General features: G+C 64.0%; 23 protein-coding genes. 16 read left to right on the plus strand and 7 right to left on the minus strand.

The window, feature by feature from the left end; translation table 11 throughout:
* Nucleotides 1-69 precede the first annotated feature (69 nt).
* The 3 genes from Q0844_RS12600 to nthA all read right to left on the minus strand — a co-directional run bounded on the left by Q0844_RS12600 (nt 70) and on the right by nthA (nt 1,770).
* Entirely contained in the window at nt 70-378 is a 309-nt protein-coding gene (locus tag Q0844_RS12600; protein WP_299045364.1) for a nitrile hydratase accessory protein, read from the minus strand.
* Nucleotides 375-1,049, minus strand: coding sequence for a nitrile hydratase subunit beta (nthB, locus tag Q0844_RS12605; RefSeq protein ID WP_299045366.1), 675 nt, complete (start codon nt 1,047-1,049; stop codon nt 375-377). The genes Q0844_RS12600 and nthB overlap by 4 nt, the downstream gene beginning before the upstream one ends.
* 103 nt (nt 1,050-1,152) lie before the next feature.
* The gene (gene nthA, locus Q0844_RS12610; RefSeq protein ID WP_299046749.1) at nt 1,153-1,770 is read right to left on the minus strand and encodes a nitrile hydratase subunit alpha; all 618 of its coding nucleotides are present in this window, start codon (nt 1,768-1,770) and stop codon (nt 1,153-1,155) included.
* Nucleotides 1,771-1,885: 115 nt separating this feature from the next.
* On the opposite strand from nthA, the gene secG reads away from it, so the two are divergent.
* The gene (gene secG, locus Q0844_RS12615; RefSeq protein ID WP_299045368.1) at nt 1,886-2,251 is read left to right on the plus strand and encodes a preprotein translocase subunit SecG; all 366 of its coding nucleotides are present in this window, start codon (nt 1,886-1,888) and stop codon (nt 2,249-2,251) included.
* Nucleotides 2,252-2,422: 171 nt separating this feature from the next.
* Nucleotides 2,423-4,066: a CTP synthase gene (locus Q0844_RS12620; protein WP_299045370.1), complete on the plus strand. Its 1,644-nt coding sequence runs from the start codon at nt 2,423-2,425 to the stop codon at nt 4,064-4,066.
* A gap of 31 nt (nt 4,067-4,097) precedes the next feature.
* Here Q0844_RS12620 and Q0844_RS12625 read toward each other — a convergent pair whose 3' ends face one another.
* From Q0844_RS12625 to Q0844_RS12640, 4 genes are read right to left on the minus strand one after another with little or no spacing between them, the layout of a single operon-like run.
* Nucleotides 4,098-5,288 (minus strand): CoA transferase, encoded by a 1,191-nt coding sequence (locus Q0844_RS12625; RefSeq protein ID WP_299045372.1) that lies wholly within the window; start codon nt 5,286-5,288, stop codon nt 4,098-4,100.
* Nucleotides 5,288-6,796 carry a tripartite tricarboxylate transporter permease gene (locus Q0844_RS12630; RefSeq protein ID WP_299045374.1) on the minus strand — a complete coding sequence of 503 codons (1,509 nt, stop codon included), beginning with the start codon at nt 6,794-6,796 and terminating at the stop codon, nt 5,288-5,290. Before Q0844_RS12630 ends, Q0844_RS12625 begins: the two co-directional genes overlap by 1 nt.
* A 3-nt stretch (nt 6,797-6,799) precedes the next feature.
* Nucleotides 6,800-7,270 carry a tripartite tricarboxylate transporter TctB family protein gene (locus tag Q0844_RS12635; RefSeq protein WP_299045376.1) on the minus strand — a complete coding sequence of 157 codons (471 nt, stop codon included), beginning with the start codon at nt 7,268-7,270 and terminating at the stop codon, nt 6,800-6,802.
* Nucleotides 7,271-7,274: 4 nt separating this feature from the next.
* On the minus strand, nt 7,275-8,237 hold the full coding sequence (locus Q0844_RS12640) for a tripartite tricarboxylate transporter substrate binding protein (RefSeq protein WP_299045377.1): 963 nt from the start codon (nt 8,235-8,237) through the stop codon (nt 7,275-7,277).
* Between the two features lie 127 nt (nt 8,238-8,364).
* Here Q0844_RS12640 and Q0844_RS12645 point away from each other — a divergent pair, with 127 nt between their 5' ends.
* The 14 genes from Q0844_RS12645 to Q0844_RS12710 all read left to right on the plus strand — a co-directional run bounded on the left by Q0844_RS12645 (nt 8,365) and on the right by Q0844_RS12710 (nt 20,008).
* Nucleotides 8,365-9,288 carry a LysR family transcriptional regulator gene (locus tag Q0844_RS12645; protein WP_299045379.1) on the plus strand — a complete coding sequence of 308 codons (924 nt, stop codon included), beginning with the start codon at nt 8,365-8,367 and terminating at the stop codon, nt 9,286-9,288.
* A gap of 167 nt (nt 9,289-9,455) precedes the next feature.
* On the plus strand, nt 9,456-9,947 hold the full coding sequence (locus Q0844_RS12650) for a twin-arginine translocation pathway signal (RefSeq protein WP_299045381.1): 492 nt from the start codon (nt 9,456-9,458) through the stop codon (nt 9,945-9,947).
* A 5-nt stretch (nt 9,948-9,952) separates the two neighbouring features.
* Nucleotides 9,953-10,573 carry a ferric reductase-like transmembrane domain-containing protein gene (locus Q0844_RS12655; protein WP_299045383.1) on the plus strand — a complete coding sequence of 207 codons (621 nt, stop codon included), beginning with the start codon at nt 9,953-9,955 and terminating at the stop codon, nt 10,571-10,573.
* Nucleotides 10,574-10,740: 167 nt separating this feature from the next.
* Nucleotides 10,741-11,514 carry a 23S rRNA (adenine(2030)-N(6))-methyltransferase RlmJ gene (gene rlmJ / locus Q0844_RS12660; RefSeq protein ID WP_299045385.1) on the plus strand — a complete coding sequence of 258 codons (774 nt, stop codon included), beginning with the start codon at nt 10,741-10,743 and terminating at the stop codon, nt 11,512-11,514.
* Nucleotides 11,515-11,519: 5 nt separating this feature from the next.
* Nucleotides 11,520-11,954, plus strand: coding sequence for a TerB family tellurite resistance protein (locus Q0844_RS12665; RefSeq protein ID WP_299045387.1), 435 nt, complete (start codon nt 11,520-11,522; stop codon nt 11,952-11,954).
* A gap of 24 nt (nt 11,955-11,978) precedes the next feature.
* Nucleotides 11,979-12,413, plus strand: a complete 435-nt coding sequence (locus tag Q0844_RS12670; RefSeq protein ID WP_299045388.1) for a TerB family tellurite resistance protein — start codon at nt 11,979-11,981, stop codon at nt 12,411-12,413.
* A gap of 23 nt (nt 12,414-12,436) precedes the next feature.
* On the plus strand, nt 12,437-13,141 hold the full coding sequence (locus Q0844_RS12675; RefSeq protein WP_299045390.1) for a PhnD/SsuA/transferrin family substrate-binding protein: 705 nt from the start codon (nt 12,437-12,439) through the stop codon (nt 13,139-13,141).
* Nucleotides 13,142-13,256: 115 nt separating this feature from the next.
* The gene (locus Q0844_RS12680; protein ID WP_299046751.1) at nt 13,257-14,039 is read left to right on the plus strand and encodes an amino acid ABC transporter ATP-binding protein; all 783 of its coding nucleotides are present in this window, start codon (nt 13,257-13,259) and stop codon (nt 14,037-14,039) included.
* Nucleotides 14,040-14,067: 28 nt separating this feature from the next.
* The gene (locus Q0844_RS12685; protein WP_299045392.1) at nt 14,068-14,790 is read left to right on the plus strand and encodes a transporter substrate-binding domain-containing protein; all 723 of its coding nucleotides are present in this window, start codon (nt 14,068-14,070) and stop codon (nt 14,788-14,790) included.
* 61 nt (nt 14,791-14,851) lie between these two features.
* The gene (locus Q0844_RS12690; protein WP_299046753.1) at nt 14,852-15,736 is read left to right on the plus strand and encodes an ABC transporter permease subunit; all 885 of its coding nucleotides are present in this window, start codon (nt 14,852-14,854) and stop codon (nt 15,734-15,736) included.
* Nucleotides 15,733-16,539 carry an ABC transporter permease subunit gene (locus tag Q0844_RS12695; protein WP_299045394.1) on the plus strand — a complete coding sequence of 269 codons (807 nt, stop codon included), beginning with the start codon at nt 15,733-15,735 and terminating at the stop codon, nt 16,537-16,539. The genes Q0844_RS12690 and Q0844_RS12695 overlap by 4 nt, the downstream gene beginning before the upstream one ends.
* Before the next feature lie 51 nt (nt 16,540-16,590).
* The gene (locus Q0844_RS12700) at nt 16,591-17,925 is read left to right on the plus strand and encodes a glutamine synthetase family protein (RefSeq protein WP_299045395.1); all 1,335 of its coding nucleotides are present in this window, start codon (nt 16,591-16,593) and stop codon (nt 17,923-17,925) included.
* Between the two features lie 39 nt (nt 17,926-17,964).
* Entirely contained in the window at nt 17,965-18,654 is a 690-nt protein-coding gene (locus Q0844_RS12705; RefSeq protein ID WP_299045397.1) for a type 1 glutamine amidotransferase, read from the plus strand.
* Nucleotides 18,647-20,008 carry a glutamine synthetase family protein gene (locus Q0844_RS12710; RefSeq protein ID WP_299045398.1) on the plus strand — a complete coding sequence of 454 codons (1,362 nt, stop codon included), beginning with the start codon at nt 18,647-18,649 and terminating at the stop codon, nt 20,006-20,008. The genes Q0844_RS12705 and Q0844_RS12710 overlap by 8 nt, the downstream gene beginning before the upstream one ends.
* Nucleotides 20,009-20,054: the final 46 nt, after the last annotated feature.

Below are 20,054 nucleotides of genomic sequence, written 5' to 3' on the forward strand. Positions count from 1 at the left end.
AAAAATCGGCGGGGGCCAGCCCCCGTCGCTGACGCGACTCCCCCGGAGTTTATCTGGCAAGATGAAGGATCAGTCGAGGTTGACCGGCTGTCCATGCGGCGTGCGCAGATAGGCGGCCTCCCAGGCCGCACGCATGTCTGACAGGGCGTGCGTTTCGGCAGCCCCCGTTTCGGTCAGGAACGCCTCGAGCGTTTCGAGCCACGCGATGAAGTAGTCATCGCCTCCGTTCAGTTCCCTGTCGAGCCCGTGCCGTTTCAGCGTGGCCCCGAACCGGTCGGCCCAATCCGGCCATGCGAAGTGCCCCGCCTCGTTCAGATGTACCGTCAAGGCAAAAAGCTGCGCATGCCACGGCGCCTCAAAGACCGGCGCGCGTGTCATGGCGCAGACAGGTAGCTTTGCCACAGATCCAGGATGACCTCGTCGTCCGGGTGCTCGGGATGCGCCCAGATATCCCTGGCCCTGAGGGCCACGGCATATAGCGGCTCGGGCGCTTCGCCCCTGCCATGCGCGTTGCTGTCCGGCAGCACATGGCTGCCATGCAGGCGTACGACCGTCCCGACCGCTCCGGCCGCGTAGGCGGGCAAACGCGTGTGTCCGCCCGATACCATCATGTTCTCGGGCAAGCGCCGGACCTGAACGACATCCCCGACGGCAAACACGGCGGACACGTTGCTGGGCCGTGTTGCAGGCCCGCCCCGGGCCAGAACACCGGCGACGGCCGCCGCTGCCAGCCGCCGGTCCGCCAGATCGCTGTCGCCGGCCGCCTGCCCCTGCGCCAGTTCCTCTGCCGTCAGCGCGCCGGTGCCGACCAGCAGGTCAGCCAGCGCGGCAATCCACTTTTCATAGTAGGAAAACCGCCCGTAATCCGCCGGCGACAGGCTTTCGCGGGCGTGCCGGGACACATCAAGGTTCCACAGGCCCAACGACCCGCAGGCCAGCGTGATCGCCAGGGCGCGCGGATGCCAATCGGCGTGAAACTTCACGTGCTCGGGCTCCGGCACCACTGGCCCATCGCCAAAACGGCCCCCCATGTCGTGTACGCGGGTCACAGCGTACGCGCCAGTATGTCGTGTAAGCGCGTCACAGCGTACGCGCCAATATGTTGTGTACGCGCGTCATGGCGTACGCGCCAATATGTCGTGTGACAGTGGGTTAAGGGGCAGCCGCCAGTCCGCAGCCGATCATGCTGTCGCGGGTGACAAGCGCCATGAGCGCCGCCTCGTCCATTCCGTCCGTGCCCTCGGGCCGTTGCGGCAGGACCAGATAGCGAATTTCTGCCGTCGAATCCCAAACCCGAACAGCGGTGCCCTCGGGCAACTCGACCCCAAATTCTGCCAAAACCTTGCGTGGCTCACGCACCGCGCGGGCGCGATAGGCGTCGGACTTGTACCAGCCCGGCGGGATGCCCAGCAGCGGCCATGGATAGCAGGAACACAGCGTGCACACGACCATGTTGTGCGTCTGGGCGGTGTTTTCGACCACCACCATATGTTCGCCCTGCCGGCCGTAATATCCCATCTCGGCCAGTACCGGGTCGGCATCGTCCAGAAGTGCCGTCTTGAACGCAGGATCGGACCAGGCGCGGGCCACCACGTGGGCGCCGTTCCTGGGTCCTATCCGGTTCTCATAGGTGTCGATGATCTCGTCCAGCGCGGCGGGGTCAATCAGCCCCTTCCGGGTCAGGATCGTCTCCAGTGCCTTGACCCGCAGCGCAGGGTCCGGAGGCAGCAGGGAATGCGGGTGATCATGGTCGGAATGGTCATGGGGCATGGTCTGATCATGGGCCACTGCGTTGCCAAATGTCCAGAGGCCGAAACCGCCCTTGCCCCGCATCCCAAACTTGCATAGATACCGCCCATCGCGCAGCAAAGGGCCCAACGCCTCCATGGAAAACGTCATCCTGATCATCCACCTGATCCTCGCCCTCGGCCTGATTGCCGTGGTGCTGATGCAGCGCTCCGAAGGGGGCGGTTTGGGCATGGGTGGCGGTGGTGGCGGCGCCGCATCGGGCCGTCCGGCGGCCACGGCCCTGGGCAAGGTCACATGGCTGTTCGGGATCGCCTTCACCATCACGTCGATCACGCTGACGATCATTGCGGCACAGAACGCGTCCGGCACGTCGGTGATCGATCAGCTTGGCATCACGCCGCCTGCGCAAAACGCACCTGCCGATGATCTGGTGCCGCCGGGCAGCGACCTGTTGCCGCCCAGCGCGGACGACACTGCACCGCTGGTTCCCAGCGCCGACTAAACAAAACCTTGCGGGCGTCTGGAAAGCTGCAACATCATGTTGCGGCATCCTTGCCCCGCCCATCCGAATCCTGTTATACTGAGGCCCCGTGGGGAACGCTTGTTTGCGTGTCCCGACAATGGCCCAAAGCCAAATACAGGGCCAGACTGAACCACGGGGGACTGCACCGAAATGGCACGCTATATTTTTATCACGGGTGGCGTTGTGTCCTCACTGGGCAAGGGGCTTGCGTCGGCCGCCTTGGGTGCTTTGTTGCAGGCGCGCGGATTTTCGGTTCGCCTGCGCAAGCTCGACCCCTATCTGAACGTCGACCCCGGCACCATGTCCCCCTTTGAACATGGCGAGGTGTTCGTGACCGATGATGGCGCCGAAACCGACCTCGACCTGGGCCATTACGAACGCTTCACCGGCGTGGCCGCGCGCAAGACCGATTCCGTGTCCTCAGGCCGCATTTACTCCAACGTGCTGGAAAAGGAACGGCGCGGCGACTACCTGGGCAAGACCATTCAGGTGATCCCCCACGTCACGAACGAGATCAAGGATTTCATCGAGATCGGCGATGACGAGGTTGATTTCATGCTCTGCGAGATCGGCGGCACAGTGGGCGACATCGAGGGGCTGCCCTTCTTCGAAGCCATCCGCCAGTTCAGCCAGGACAAGCCGCGCGGCCAGTGCATCTTCATGCACCTGACGCTGTTGCCCTACATCAGGGCCAGCGGCGAGTTGAAGACCAAGCCCACGCAGCACAGCGTGAAGGAACTCCGCTCCATCGGCATCGCACCCGACATCCTCGTGTGCCGGTCCGAGGGGCCGATCCCCGAAAAGGAACGCGAGAAGCTGGCGCTGTTCTGCAATGTCCGGCCGGATTCCGTGATCGCGGCGCAGGATCTGGGCACCATCTATGACGCGCCGTTGGCCTATCACGCCGAAGGGCTGGACCAGGCCGTGCTCGACGCCTTCCAGATCTCGCCCGCGCCCAAACCGGACCTGCGCAAGTGGGAAGATGTCAGCGACCGCATCCACAACGCCGAAGGCGAGGTGAAGGTCGCCATCGTCGGCAAATACACCCAGCTGGAAGACGCCTATAAATCGATTGCCGAGGCGCTGACCCATGGCGGCATGGCAAACCGCGTCCGGGTCAAGGTCGAATGGGTCGATGCCGAGCTGTTCGAAAACGAGGACCCGGCGCCGCACCTCGAAGGGTTCCACGCGATCCTGGTCCCCGGCGGCTTTGGCGAACGCGGCACCGAGGGCAAGATCAAGGCCGCCGAATTCGCCCGCACCCGCAAGGTGCCCTATCTGGGCATTTGCCTGGGCATGCAGATGGCGGTGATCGAAGCGGCCCGGAACGTGGCGGGCCTCAAGACCGCAGGGTCCGAGGAGTTTGACCACGAGGCAGGCAAGAAACGGTTCGAACCGGTCGTCTATCACCTCAAGGAATGGGTGCAGGGCAATCACAAGGTCGAACGCAAGGTGGGCGACGACAAGGGCGGCACCATGCGCCTTGGGGCCTATGACGCAACCCTGACGGACGGCAGCCGCGTGGCCGAGGCGTACGGCACCACCGCCATCGATGAACGTCACCGCCACCGCTACGAGGTCGACATCAAGTACCGCGAACAGCTTGAAAAGGCTGGGCTTTGCTTTTCCGGCATGTCGCCGGACGGACGGCTTCCCGAAATCGTGGAATGGTCGGACCATCCGTGGTTCATCGGGGTGCAGTTCCACCCCGAGCTGAAATCAAAACCCTTCGCGCCACATCCGCTGTTCGAGGATTTTGTGAGGGCGGCCAAGGACGTCTCGCGGCTGGTCTAGGCACCGCGCAGGCACGGAACGGTCGCGATGTTCACATGGGCTGTTCAATGACCCCTGCCGCCAGCAGGGCGTCGATTTCTGCATCGCCAAGACCGATGTCGCCCAGCACGGCGCATGTGTCCGCCCCCAGGTCCCGGGGGCCAGCATCGGGCATCCCTGCCCCGATCACAAAGGGCAGTCCCGGGAACCCGGCGGGACCACGCGTGGCAAACCGCCGCTCTGTCGCCGGCGGCAGGTCCAACGCCTCGGCAACGCTGCGCAAGCGCGCGCACGGGACCCCTGCCGCCAGCAGGATGTCTTCCCACTCCATGGCCGATCTTGTCAGCAGGACGGCACACAGGTCCTGCACAATCGCCGCCCGATGGTCGCTGCGGGCCCGCGCGGATGCAAACCGCGACTCCTCCAGCCATTCCGCCTTGCCGATGGCCGTGGCCAGCGCGCGAAACTGCGCCTCCTCGTTCACGCCCAGACTGATATGCCCCTCCCGGCACGCGAATGTCCCGGCCGACGGCGACCGGCTGTTGGCCGCATTGCCCCGCGGTCGCGGTTCCACCCCCGTCAGGCGGTAATCGGTGATTGTCGATGACATCAGCGCAAATGCGGTATCCAGCATGGACACATCGACAAACCCGCCAGCGCCGGTCTGGGTGCGCGTCATCAGCGCGGACATGACCCCCAACGCGCCCGCCAGCCCGGTGGCATAGTCGATGATGGGGGCCCCTGTGCGGATCGGTCCGGTCTCGACCGTGCCGGTCAACGCCATCAGGCCGCTGATCGCCTGAATGTTGACGTCATAGGCCGGCGCATCCGCCATGGCATGGCCGCGCCCATAGCCGGTCATTGCGCAGTGGATCAGGCGCGGATTGATCGCGCGCGTGTCGGCCTCGGTCAGGTTCAGACGGGCCAGGGTCGTGGGGCGGTGGTTTTCAACCAGCACATCCGCCGACCGCAGCAACCGCGCGAACACCGCGCGGCCTTCGGGGTGGTCGACATCCAGACAGAGATAGCGTTTGCCCGCCCCCTGGGTCTGAAATGCGGTACTTGCCCCGCTGGCCGACCGGTCGGTGTCACTGCCGCCACGATGGCGCATCGCATCCCCGCGACCGGGCCGCTCCACCTTGATGACGTCAGCGCCCAGTTGCCCCAGGTAATAGGCGCAGGCCGGCCCGGCCAGGACATGGGTCCAGTCGATGACACGTATGCCGGTCAGGGGGCCGGCCATCAGGCGTCCTTCAGCGCGACGGTGCGCGCCTGCCTGTTCACGCGGCGCACGCGCGCAACCATCGCGGCCACACCAATCAGCAGGAACACCAGCGCAATGGGCCGGGTGACAAAGATCATCAGCCCGTTATCGCTCAGCAACAGCGCCTGCCGGAACGCTTCCTCCGCGCCCCCCGCCAGAACAAAGGAAATGACAAAGGCCGCCGGGTTGAAGTGCAACTTGCGCATCGCCCAACCGGCAAAGCCCGCGGCGACCATCACGTAGACGTCAAACAGGTTGCCGCGCGACGTATAGGCCGCGACAAAGGCGGTCAGAAAGATGATCGGATACAGCACCTGCGTCGGAATGCGCGTGATGAAGCGCCCGACCCAGGCGGCCCCGAAATAACCAATGACACCATACATCGCGATCCCGATCAGCCCGCAGGCAAACAGGGCAAACACCAGATCGCGGCTGGTCAGGAACATCGTGGGCCCGATCTGGATGCCATGGATCAGGAATACACCGATCAGGATCGCGCCGATCGTGGACCCCGGAATTCCAAGGGTCAGCAGCGGCGCCATGGACGGCCCGCTGACCGCATTGTTCGCGGCCTCGGGCGCGGCAATCCCTTCCAATGCGCCTTTGCCCCAGTCTTGCGGGTTACGCGCGCGCCGCTTTCCCTCGCCATAAGCCACAAAGGCCGCAATGGCCGAACCAAGCCCCGGCAACATGCCGATAAACGCGCCGATGAACGAAGAGCGGATGACATGCGGCATGCACGGGCGGTACTCGGCCCAGCTCAGCGTGTTGCGGGCCGCGTCCGTCTGGTCCGTCGGGACCATTTCCGCCTTGGCACCCCGCGCCTCGATCTGGGCAAAGACCTCGCCCAGCACGAAGATGCCGATCATCAGCGGCACCAGTGAAATGCCGTTGGTCAGATCGAAACTGCCGAACGTGAACCGTTCGGTCGAACTGATGGGGTCCAGCCCGATCATCGCGACCAGAACGCCCAGCGCGGCCGATGCAAGGCCCCGCGTGACAGACCGCCCGATCACCGACCCGATCACGATGAACGCCGCACAGTAGACCGCGAACAGCTCTGGCGGGCCAAGTTTCAGCGCGATGGCTGCAATCCACGCAACGCCGATGATCAACAATATCTCGCCGATGAAATCGCCGATCACGGACGAAACGGTCGCAACCTTCATCGCCTTGCCGGCCTTGCCCTGCCGCGCCAGTGGATACCCGTCCAGCTGCGTCGCCGCAGAGGCGGCCGTGCCCGGCGTGTTGAACAGGATGGCGGCGATGGACCCGCCATAGCGCCCCGATTTCCCGATCACATACAAAAACGCCAGCGCGGGCAGCGGCTCCATGTAGAAGGTCAGCGGCAACAGCATCGCAATCGCGGCAGAGGCAGTGAGGCCCGGAATCGCCCCCACGATCATTCCGACCACGGCTGCCAGAAACACCCAGCCCAGCAGAACCGGATCGGCCAGAACCGTGGCAAGGCCCGCAAAGATATCCATCTTTCAATAGCCTCCGATCACATCCAGCAGGTCAAACCACCGGCCAAGCGGCGGAAAGACCCCCAACAGACCGAAGAATACACCGTGATAGATCGCAGGGCACAGCAGCGCCGCCGCGCCCAGACCCACCCGGTTGCGCACGCCAAACAGATACAGCGCGACGGGGGCCGCCAGGGCGGTGCTGACCAGATATCCAACCATCGACATCGACCAGACATACAGGACCGACAGCACCAGAAGCGCGGCAACGGCAGGCAAATGCCGCCTGTCGGTCACGGGTGCGGGCCTGGCCCCCCACAGCTCGACACCGCCCAGCACCAGCAGCGCAATCGATCCGCCCAGGGGAAAGAACCTCGCTCCCCAGCGCCCGTATTGGTCCAGACCGATGCTCAGGCTTGTGGCGGTCGCGCCGATCCCAAGCAGGATCAGCGCCACCCCCACGGCCCGCTGTGCGGGAACGGTGCCGTCCGCCACCGACCTAGCCTTGCGACTTCAGGGCGTCGATGACCGGCTGTGTCTCCTGCTGCATCCGGCGCAGGCGCGCGGCGGTGTCGGCCCCGCTCAGAAAGGCAGGGACATTGCCCCGTTCGCGCATCAGATCCGCGAATTGCCGGGTCTCGGTGATGGCTTTCAATGCGGCCTCCATGCCGCTGACGATCTCGGGGTCGGTGCCCTTGGGCGCAAAGAACACAATCGGGGACGACACCGCGACATAGTCGAACCCAAGCTCCGCCAGCGTCGGGACGTCGTCCCGGATCGCGTCCCGCTCGGGTGCGGCCAGGGCCAGAACCCGCAATTCGTTTTCGAACCCGGCGGCCTGCTGGATGCCGACAAAGGCGAAATCGACCTGCGCGCCGATGACCGCCGCCCGGGTCGGGCCGCCCCCCTTGAACGGAACGTCCTGCGCATCAAGACCGTTGCGGTTGAGAAAGCTTTGCCCGGCCACCTGGTGAAACCCGCCCCTGCCGTTGTGGGCCCAGCGCAGCGCACCGGGGTTGGCCCTGGCCGCATCCACCAGGTCCTGCACACTCTGAAACGGGCTGCCGGCCGGCACGATCACGGCGGGCGTCAGGTTGCCGATCTGTGCGATGATCTCGAAGCTGTCAAAGGGGTTCACATCCGTGTCCCGCAGCATCGAGGTCAGAAGGAACGATCCCGACGACGTCACCATGACCGTGCTGCCATCGGGCCGCGCCGCCGCCGCTTCGGTGGCCCCCGTGATGCCCGACGACCCCGGCTTGTTCACGATGACCAGGGGCACGGGCAGGATGCCCTCGGCAGACGCCGCCGCCGCGCGGGCCAGCGCATCCGTACCGCCACCGGCCGAATAGGGCAGGATCGCATTGATGGGGCGGCGCGGCGCCCACTCTGCCAGCGCCGGGCCTGCGGCCAACAGGGCCGAGGCCGACAGGCCCGTTTTGATGAAATCGCGTCTTTGCATGATGTCCTCCCACAGACGTCGGCACGCTTGGTTTGGCGCGGCCGCTCACATTCTGTCTGGACCCTAGCAAACCCGCTAACGTATAAAAAACGCAATTAACGCATCTATAAATCGAAAAATTGGAACAATGAACATTCGGGCCCTGCGTATTTTCACCTACATCATGGAAGAAGGCACGCTTGCGCGGGCCGCCATTCGCATGAATCTCAGCCAATCCGCGACCAGCCGCCAGCTCAGCCTGCTGGAACAGGATTTCGACGTCACCCTGTTCAACCGCGATCAAAAGCGGCTGATCCCCACCCCGCAGGCCGAAGCCTTCTATCCCGAGGCGCTCAGCCTTCTGGCGCAGATCGACGATGTGCCCGCGATGTTCGGTCAGATGAAGAAGGACATGCGCAGCCCCTTGCGGATCGTGTCGCAAACCCGGATTGCCAACGGTCTTGTGCTGCCCGCGATTGCAGACTTTGCCGCACGTCACCCCGACCAACCCGTCAAGCTTGAGATCATGTTGCGGCGCGATCTGGGCCGCCGGATCCTGCACCAGCGCTTTGATCTGTGCGTGTCCGCACTCCCCCTGCCCATCGAGAAGCTGGAGCCTGTCCCGCTGGGCGCCACAACGCTGTGCATCGCATTGCCCCGTGGGCACCCGCTGGCGCACCGCGACCGGCTCGGGCCGCGCGACATGCGCGATGTGCCCTATATCGCGCTCGAGGATTCGACCGTGCTGCGCCGCCTGATTGACCGCAAGGTCACCGGACTGGGCAAACCGGCCTACGAAGTGTCCGTGGGCACGGCGGCCCTGCGTCTGGTGCACCAGGGGCTGGGATATGCGTTTGCCGATCCCGTGTCCCTTGATCCAGAACTGGCCGACGGGATCGCCCTTGTGCCCTGGGATCAGGACCTGACCATCGAATTCGGGTATGTCGTCGCGGGACGCCCGGCATCGGGGCCCGCAGCCCAGGCCTTTGGCCGCATCCTCCAGGACCTGTTCAAGCGCAAAGCAGGCCAGGCAGAAGGCACGCGCATCCGGCGCCCTGCGGCACGGCCCTGACGCCTGCGTGGCCGGGACGTCCGTCATGGGATATGCGGACCGTGCGGGGCCTGCGGATCAGGCGGTCGCACCCGCGCTCTTTTCCATCACGACCCCGTGACCCCGGTTTATCCCGCGTGATACCCTCTTACTTCAATTGCAACGCCACAGCCCGAGGAGACATGCCCATGACCACCTCACTGCCCCGCCGCACGGTTCTTGCCACTGGCAGCGCCGCGCTGTTGACAACCGGCCTCAGCCTCCCGGCCCGCGCCCACGGGGTCGCACCCACGCCCACGATGCGTGGAGGTGCCAACAATTACCGCCCCGGCGCGCCCATCGTCGACCGGATCGGCGGTGGCGGGTTCCTGATGACGGGCACCGTTCTGCGCGCAGGCGACGGCGCCCCCATTCCGAACGCCCGCATCCAGATGTGGGCCCACACGACCGAAGGCCACGAACGCGACCAGCGCAGCCATGGCGCCACGCTGACCGATGCCAACGGGCGGTTTCAGATGGACATGCCCCAGATCGTGCCCGCCTTCGGCCAGCCGCACGGGCACCTCGCCTATGATGCCGACTTTGACGCCAACGGCTTTCAGACCGTGTTCCTGCGGCCGATTATGCGCCGCGCGTCCGACACGACGCTGGACGTGCAATTCGTGCTTGTCCCGGCCTAGGGGCCGTGCGCGCAGGTCTGATCTGGGCGGCGCTCGCCGCGGCGCTCTTGGCTCCGCTTGTCGCGGCGGCCTTCAGCCCGCTTTTGCAATGGCGCGACGGGATTTACATCGCGTCGGGCTTTGCGGGCATCTTCGGCATGGGGCTGCTGCTGCTGCAACCGCTGCTCGCTGGCGGTGATGTGCCCGGCCTGTCCCCGGGCCGCAGCCGCCGCATCCACCGGGTGACCGGCGCGCTGCTGGTGCTGGCAGTCACCGGCCATGTCGCGGGCCTCTGGATCACCAGCCCGCCTGATGTGATCGACGCGCTGACCTTTACATCGCCCACGCCCTTCTCGGTCTGGGGTGTGATGGCGATGTGGGCCGTCTTTGCCGCCGCACTCATGGCCGCGCTGCGCAAACGGCTGCCCCTGCGCCCGCTCACCTGGCGCCGACTGCATGCGGGCCTCGCGGCGCTCATCGCCGTGGGCACTGTCGTACATGTGCTGCTGATCCAGGGCACGATGGAACCCGTCACCAAATACGGGCTCAGCGCGCTGGTTCTGCTCGCCGCTGGTCGCATCGCCTTGATCAAGGGCATGTGGCCTCGTTCATCTTTCCTTAACACGCGGCACCGTACGCCCCGTTAACCCTGACATCGGTGCACCGACGGTGTACGGATGGTGCACAGGGTGTGTACGGGCTGTGCATGGCCGATTTGCCTTGTTTCACAGGCGTTAACCCGGCTTTGTCGTGCCCGCGCGGAACCATCGCGTTACCCGTTGCGCGCGCGGTGGTCCCCGGGCCATAAGCGGCCATGCTCAGCTATCAGCACATATACCACGCCGGAAACCTCGCCGACGTCCACAAACACGCCCTGTTGGCCTGGATGCTGGACTATCTCACGGCCAAGGACAAACCGATCAGCTATGTCGAAACCCATGGCGGCCGCGCGCTCTATGATCTTGGCGCGGACGAAGCGTTGAAGACAGGCGAGGCGGCACAGGGCATCGCACGGGTCAAAACATGGTTTCCACCCGATCACCCTTACGCGAAGTGTCTTTCACAAACCATTGATCTTCATGGCACATCTGCCTATCCAGGCTCACCCATGATCGCCACGCAAATCCTGCGCGACACAGATCAGATCACACTGGCCGAACTGCATCCCGGCGAACATAACGCGCTTGAACTGGCGCTGCCCACGGCCACGGTTCACCGCGCGGACGGCTTTGCCATGGCCCATTCAATCCTGCCACCCACGCCGCGCCGGGGCCTTATGCTGATCGATCCCAGTTTCGAGGTGAAGGACGATTATGTCACAATCCCCGGTCACATCAAAAAATACGTGCGCGCATGGAACGTGGGCATCATCGTTCTGTGGTATCCGATCCTGACATCAAAGGCGCATGCCAACATGCTGGCAACACTGCAAAAAGACCACCCCGAGGCGCTCCGCCACGAAGTGCGTTTCCCCCCCGCGCGCCCCGGACATGGCATGATCGGTTCTGGCATTTTCGTGATCCGCCCCCCCTTTGGTCTTGCCGAACAGGCCGCAAATCTGAAAACTCGCTTCGACCAACTGAAGTGAGACCGATGTTCGAACGCCTGTTTCCCAAAAGACCCAAAGAAACCAAACCCTTGCCGGAACCCACACCGCAGCTTGCGCTGGGCGCGCTGTTGGTGCGTGTCGCCATGGCCGACCGGGACTACCAGGCGCCCGAAGTGGCCGCGATCGACAAGATCCTGTCGGCGACCTTCGACCTGAAACCGCTGGACGCAGCCAAGCTGCGCGCCACCTGCGAGGCGCTGGAACGGCACGCGCCCGGCACACCGGAATACGCTGATATTCTCAGGGAAACAGTGGCTTACGCCGACCGGCTGGGCCTTGCCATGGCAATGTGGCAGGTGCTGTTGGCCGATGGTGACCACGCAAGCATAGAAGAGGACGTGCTGCACCAGATCGAGGCCGCCCTTGGCATCACCGACACCGACAGCGCGGACATTCGCACACGTGCGCTTGGCGAATAGCATCACGCGCCATAAATAGCATGTATGTTCCAGGACCTTCTCAAGCGGCTGATCCAGCCCGAACCCGCCCCGCTGCCTGATGCCGATGCCCGGCTTGCCCTGACCGCCCTGCTGGTGCGCGTCGCCCGGTCGGACAATGATTATTCGGGCGATGAACGCGTCTTGATCGATAAGATCGCGCAAGATCGCTATGGCCTTTCTGCAAGCGAAGCCAGTAACTTGCGTGCCGATGCTGAAGCAATGGAAGCCGAAGCGCCGGACACCGTTCGCTTTACCCGCGCCATCAAGGATGCGGTCGCCTACGAGGACCGGCTGGCCGTGATCGAGGCGCTGTGGAAGGTCGTGCTCGCCGACGGCCAGCGCGCGCAAGAGGAGGATGCACTGTTGCGCCTGGTCTCGAACCTGCTGGGCGTCACGGATCAGGACAGTGCCATGGCCCGCCAGCGCGTGTCGGCGTGATCGCATCCCTCGGGATGTATGACATGCCGCACCTGCGCGGCGCGCATGACCGGTTGTGGGACGGGATACGCCAGGCGCTTGGCTACGGCCCGCCCGCCCTCAGCCGTGGCGGCGCGCCCTGGGCCGAACGGCAGTCGCGCACCCTCGTGCTGGCCCAGACCTGTGGCTTGCCCTACCGCGCGAAACTGCATGGTCACGTGGTTCTGGTCGGCACCCCGGATTACGATCTGCCGGGCTGTCCGCCGGGGCACTATTTCAGCTATCTGATCCGCCGCACCGGCGAGGAGCGCGCCCTGAACACCCTTCTGGATCAAGGGGTTATGGCCTTCAACGACGGGTTGTCGCAATCCGGCTGGGCCGCGCCGCTTGCGCATGTCGCTCCGCGCCGTCCCGCGCAGGTGCTGCAAACGGGCGGACATGTGGCAAGCATCGACGCCGTGCGGTCGGGGGACGCCGATGTCGCTGCCATCGATGCGCTGACATACCTCCTGTGGTGCGACGCACATCCCGCGGACGCCACCGACATCGATGCCTTTGACCAGACCGCGCCAACACCGACCCTGCCCTACATCACCGCCCTCAAACGTGACCCGATCCCGATCGCGCGGGCGCTGCGCAGCGCCATCGCCGGCCTGTCGCCGACCGACCGCGCGGCGCTCCGGCTCAAGGGCCTGGTACAGATCCCCGCATCGGCCTATCTGGCGCTTCCCGTTCCGCCCAGCCCCTGACCAATCCGGCCTGCCCTTGGGTCATTTTGCGCAAATGACGGGCAAAACGTCCCTTTTGCCCGTGGACAAGGCCCATATTTTCCTTCCTTATACCGTCTGATCGAAACAGACGTAGCTGCCCCACGTGTTTGACACCGCCGTTATCGAAATCCGCAACCTACACAAAGCCTACGGCGCGCTCGAAGTGCTCAAGGGTGTGGATATCCGGGCGGAACGGGGGGATGTGGTGTCGCTGATCGGCTCGTCGGGATCCGGAAAATCCACGCTTCTGCGCTGCTGCAACCTGCTGGAAGACAGCCAGCAGGGCGAGGTGCTGTTCAAGGGCGAGCCTGTGACCTGGAAAGGCAAGGATCACGCCCGCCGCCCATCTGATCCGAAACAGGTGCTGCGTATCCGCACAAACCTGTCGATGGTGTTTCAGCAGTTCAATCTTTGGGCGCACATGACCATCCTGCAAAACGTGATGGAGGCCCCGGTCACCGTCCTGCGCCGCGACCCGGCCGATGCCGAAGCGGCGGCGCGCAAGTATCTGGACCAGGTCGGGATCGGCGACAAATGCGACGCCTTTCCGGCGCAACTGTCAGGTGGCCAGCAACAACGCGCCGCCATTGCCCGCGCGCTCTGCATGGAGCCCGAAGCACTGCTGTTCGACGAACCGACCAGCGCCCTGGACCCGGAACTGGAACAGGAAGTCGTCAAGGTGATCAAGGACCTGGCCGCCGAAGGGCGCACCATGCTGATCGTGACCCACGACATGAAACTGGCCCATGACGTCAGCGACCACGTGGTGTTCCTGCATCAGGGCCTGATCGAAGAACAAGGGGCGCCAGACGATCTGTTCGGCGCACCCAAATCCGAACGTCTGCGCGGGTTTCTATCTGCAACCCACGCCGCGTAACCCAAAGAAAACAAGGGGAGTATCACTCATGAAATCTATCCTGATGACCACAGTGGCCGTCACGTTGACGGCTACGCTGGCCATGGCCGATGGCCATTCCGTTGTCCGCATGGGCACCGAAGGCGCCTACCCTCCGTGGAACTTCATCAATGACGCGGGCGAAGTCGACGGGTTCGAGCGCGAACTGGGCGACGAATTGTGCAGCCGCGCCGAACTGACCTGCGAATGGGTCACCAACGAATGGGACAGCATCATCCCGAACCTCGTGTCCGGCAACTATGACACCATCATCGCGGGCATGAGCATCACGGACGAACGGGACGAGGTGATCGACTTCACCCAGAACTACACCCTGCCCGACCCATCCTCCTATGCCGCCACGTCGGCGGATGTGGATGTCGAAGGCGCCGTGATCGCGGCCCAGACCAACACAATCCAGGCGGCATTTGTCGCTGAAAAGGGCTGGACGCTGGTTGAATTCGCCACACCCGAAGAAACTGTCGCCGCCGTGAAAAACGGCGAAGCAGATGCAGTGCTGGCCGACCAGTCGTTCCTTGCCGCCATCGTCGAAGAAGATGCCGACCTGGTGTTTCTCGAGCGTGAAGAGCTGATCGGCGGCGGTGTCGGCATGGGCGTGCGCGAAAGCGACGGAGAGCTGAAGGCCAAGTTCGACGCGGCCATCCAGTCGATGAAAGATGACGGGTCCCTGAATGACCTGATCACCAAATGGGAGATCGGCGAGACGTTCTGATCGCCTAACCCACTGAAAACACGGTTGTCCCCGCGGGGACAACCGACCACGGGGCTGCACCATCTTTTCCTTTTGTACTGACCCAAGCACCCTGCCCGACTGGCAGTGGATGGCGTGCTACCTGACCACGGGCAAGCACATGTCGATCTATTGGTCGGTGCTGACCGTGCTGGGCCTGCTGGCGGTCACCGCGCCCGCGGCGCTTGCCTTCGGCTTTGCCGGGGCGTCCGCCGCGCGGTCGGGCATCACGCCCGTGTCGTGGCTGGGCCGCGGCTATATTGCGATCGTGCGGGGTGTGCCCGACATCGCCTTTTTCCTGTTCTTTGTCATCGCGCTTGACCAGGCCATCGAATACCTGCGCCACAAGGCGCTGTGCCCGAATTGGACCGACCCGATCCGTCAGGGCAACGACTTTGTCGTCTGTGCCGCGGCCAAGATGCCGTTGGGCAATGCCCCGCAATGGGTGCACGAAAGCTATGGCTTTGCGCTTGCGGTTCTGACCTTCGCCATCGTGTTCGGGGCCTTTGCCGCCAACGTCCTGTTTGGTGCGATGCGCGCAGTTCCGAAGGCGCAGCTTGAAACCGCCGAGGCCTATGGCATGTCCCCGCGCCAGACGTTCTGGCGTATCCTTGTGCCCCAGATGTGGGTCTATGCCCTGCCCGGCCTGTCGAACCTGTGGATGGTGCTGATCAAGGCGACGCCGCTGCTGTTCCTGCTGGGGGTCGAGGACATCGTCTATTGGGCCCGCGAGTTGGGCGGTACCAAGACGTCGAGGTTTACCGAATATCCGCATGGTGACTGGCGGATGTGGTACTTCCTCGCCCTGCTGGTCTTCTACCTGATGTTCACCCGCGTCTCCGAAATCGTGCTGGACCGCCTGATGGCCCGCCTGACCCACGGGCAGGCCACCACGGGCGGCGAAGCGCAGCGAAAGGTGGCTGCGTGAGTTGCGTTCAGACCATCATGGACTACGGCCTGCGTTCCATCGGGATTGGCGAACGGCTGCTCCCGCGCGAGGATTTCACGATCTGCCAGCAAGTCACGCTGATCGGGTCGGGCATGATCTGGAACGTGTATTTCGGCATCGTGGCCCTGTCGCTTGGCTTCTTCCTCGCCACTGCCGTGGCCATCGGCAAGAACGCGACATCCACATGGGCGCGCAAACCTGCGGAATGGTTCATTTTTGTCTTCCGGGGCTCGCCGCTCTTTATCCAGTTCTTCTTTGCCTATTTCCTGTTTCTGCAACTCAAGGGCGTACACCCGTTCTTTGACCCGTTCACCGCTGCGTGGCTGGGCGCGCTGATTGTGCTGTTTCTGAACACCGCCGCCTATTCGGCCGAGATTTTCTATGGCGCGCTGCAATCGATCCCCAAGGGCGAGGTCGAGGCGGCGGATGCCTACGGCCTGTCGGGCTGGCCCCGGTTCAAGCGCGTCGTATGGCCCACGATGCTGCGACTGGCCTGGCCCGCCTACACGAACGAGGCGATCTTTCTGTTCCACGCCACCACGCTTGTCTTCTTCTCGGGCTTTCCGGCGTGGCAGCAACGGGGCGACGCGCTTTATTATGCAAGCTATTTTGCCGACAAGACGTTCAACCCGTTTGTGCCCTACCCGATCCTGGCGGGGTATTTCATCTTGCTGACGCTGGTCATCATCGGGATGTTCGGTCTTGTAAACCGGCGTCTGAACCGTCACTTGCCGGCCAACACGCGCCAGAAGATGAAGTTGCGCATGAACCTGATCCGATGAAGGATTTCATGCCTCCGGCGGGCATATTTTGAGAACAATGAAAGACTGATCATGCACGATTGGCTGACAGGCAATCCCGAAATCCGCGCCATCCGCGTGGCCGCTGCCGATCTGAACGGCGTGGCGCGGGGCAAGCGGATGCCGGTGCGTTTTGCCGACAAGGTCACGCAGGACGGTACCCGATTTCCCATGTCGGTGCTGAACCTCGACATCTGGGGCGAGGATATCGAGGACAGCCCGCTGGTCATGGAAACCGGCGACCGCGATGGTGTGCTGCGCCCGACCGAGCGGGGGTTCGTGCCCATGCCGTGGCTGAACACGCCCACCGGCCTCTTGCCGATCTGGATGTTTCATGACGATGGGCGTCCGTTCGCGGGGGATCCGCGCCATGCTTTGTCGGCTGTGCAAAAACGCTTTGCCGACAAGGGCCTGACGCCCGTTGTTGCGGTCGAGCTTGAGTTCTTCCTGATTGATGACGCGGGCACCCGCCTGCGCGTCCCTGCCTCGCCCCGTTCGGGCAAGCGCCGCGTGGCGGGCGAGATCCTGTCGATGCGCACGCTGGATGCCTTCGACGACTTCTTTACCGAGCTGTATGACGCCTGCGCGGCGATGGACATCCCCGCCGACACCGCCATTTCCGAAAGCGGCCTGGGCCAGTTCGAGATCAACCTGATGCATCAGGCCGATGCACTGAAGGCCGCAGACGACGCGTGGCTGTTCAAGATGCTGGTCAAGGGATTGGCCCGCAAGCACGGCTTTGCCGCGTCGTTCATGGCCAAACCCTATCCGGATTATGCGGGCAACGGGCTGCACATGCACTTTTCAGTGCTGGATGCGGAGGGCCGGAACATCTTTGACGATGGAGGTGCCGCGGGCACGGATGCCCTGCGCCACGCCATTCAGGGATGTCTGTCGGCGATGCCCGGGTCCATGTTGATCTTCGCGCCGCATGCCAATTCCTATGCCCGCCTGGTGCCCGGCGCACATGCGCCCACAGGCATCGCCTGGGCCTACGAGAACCGCACGGCCGCGATCCGCGTCCCCTCCGGCCCGCCCGCGGCGCGGCGCATCGAGCACAGGCTGGCGGGGGGCGACGTGAACCCGTACCTGTCCATTGCGGCGGTGCTGGGTGCCGCCCTGAACGGGATCGAGGACGCCACCGATCCGCCCGCCCCGATCACCGGCAACGCCTATGCCCAGGACCTGCCACAGGTGCCGGCGACATGGGACGCAGCCATGGCAGCGTTCGAGGCCAGCCCCGAGATCGCCCGCATCTTTGATGCGGCGCTGATCGCCAACATGCTGATGACGAAACGGCAGGAGGCCCGCTACATGGCAGAGCTCAGCCCAGACGAGCAGACGGAAATCTACCTCGACAGCGTTTGAGGCACGCACTATCTTCGGCCCGTAACCCTCAGGTGATCCATGAAAATCGGCATATTGCAAACCGGCCACGCGCCCGACGAAGTGTTGGGAACGCTTGGCGACTATGACGCCATGTTCGCCCGCCTGCTGGACGGGCACGGCTTTGACTTTGAAACCTTCAAGGTGGTCGATATGGACTTTCCCAGCGGTCCTGACATCTGCGATGGCTGGCTGGTGACCGGATCGAAACACGGCGCCTATGAGGACCATCCGTTCATTCCCCCGCTCGAAGCGTTGATCCGCGACATCCACACCTCTGGCCGCCCCATGATCGGCGTCTGCTTTGGGCACCAGATCATCGCGCAGGCCATGGGCGGCACCGTGGAAAAATTCGCGGGCGGCTGGTCCGTCGGGCGGCGCGAATACGACTACAAGGGCGAAACGATCAGCGTGAACGCCTGGCATCAGGACCAGGTGATCGCCGTGCCACCGGGGGCCGAGGTGATCGGATCAAGCGCCTTTTGCGCAAACGCCGCCCTTGTCTATGGCAACCGGATCTGGACGATCCAGCCGCACCCCGAATTTGGCGCCGACATGGTCGAGGCGCTGGCAACCCACCGAGCGCCCGGCGTTGTCCCCGACCCGCTGATCGAGGAGGCGCGCGCGCAACTGGACATCCCCACCCACAGGCACAAGGTGGCCGCGGACATGGTGGCCTTCCTCAAACAGGGGGCGCTTGTCGATGTCTGACCCCTGGACCGCCACACTGCCCGATGCGGCGCGCCTTTACCTCGAAGGCAGGCGCCTGGACGAGGTCGAGTGCATCATCGCCGATCTGCCGGGTATCGCACGGGGCAAGGCCGTGCCTGCCTCGAAATTTGCGCGGCAGGAATACTTTCACCTGCCCGACAGCATCTTTTACCAGACCATCACCGGCGATTGGGGCGAGGCCGCGGACGAGGACGGGTTCATCGAAAAGGACATGATCCTCAAGCCGGACATGTCGACCGCCACCGCCGCGCCCTGGACAGGCGACTGGACCTTGCAGGTGATCCACGACGCCTATGACCGCAAGGGCGCGCCCGTGCCCTTTTCGCCGCGCAACGTGTTGAAGCGGGTGGTGCAGCTCTACAAGGACAAGGGCTGGACACCGGTTGTGGCCCCGGAGATGGAGTTCTTCCTGATTGCGCGCAATCTGGACCCGGCGCAGGAAATCCAGCCGATGGTTGGCCGGTCGGGCCGTCCCGCCGCCGCGCGCCAGGCCTATTCAATGACCGCCGTTGACGAATTCGGGCCCGTGATCGACGACATCTATGACTTCGCCGAAGCGCAGGGGTTCGAAATTGACGGCATCACCCAGGAAGGCGGCGCGGGCCAGCTTGAGATCAACCTGCGCCATGGCGATCCGGTCAAGCTGGCGGACGAGGTGTTCTATTTCAAACGGCTGATCCGAGAGGCCGCGCTGCGCCACGACTGCTTTGCCACATTCATGGCCAAGCCGATCGAAAACGAGCCCGGCAGTGCGATGCACATCCATCATTCGATCATCGATACCCAGACTGGCGACAACCTGTTCGTTGGCCCACAGGGCGGCGATACGGACGCGTTTTTCCACTTTATCGCCGGATTGCAAAATCATCTGCCCGCGGCCCTTGCCGTGATGGCCCCTTTCGTGAACAGCTACCGCCGGTACGTGAAGGACCATGCCGCCCCGATCAACCTGGCCTGGGGCCGCGACAACCGCACCACGGGCATTCGTATCCCGCTGTCCGAACCGCAGGCGCGGCGGGTCGAAAACCGCATCGCGGGCATGGACTGCAACCCGTATCTGGGCATCGCGGCGTCGCTTGCCTGCGGCTATCTCGGCCTGACCCAGGAACAGCGTCCCTCGGCCCAGTTCCGGGGTGATGCGTATGAGGGCGATGGCGACATCCCGCGCGTGCTGGGATCGGCCCTCGATCTTTTTGATCAGGCCACCGATCTGCACGCGGTGTTGGGCCCGGACTTTGCCCGTGTCTATTCCATCGTCAAGCGCGCGGAATATGACGAATTTCTTCAGGTCATTTCCCCGTGGGAGCGCGAGCATTTGCTGCTGAACGTCTAGGGCAGGACATCTGGCCCATCCGTTTCGATCGCAACATCACCCGTCG

It is taken from the genome of uncultured Tateyamaria sp., from assembly GCF_947503465.1.
Taxonomy (GTDB): Bacteria; Pseudomonadota; Alphaproteobacteria; order Rhodobacterales; family Rhodobacteraceae; genus Tateyamaria.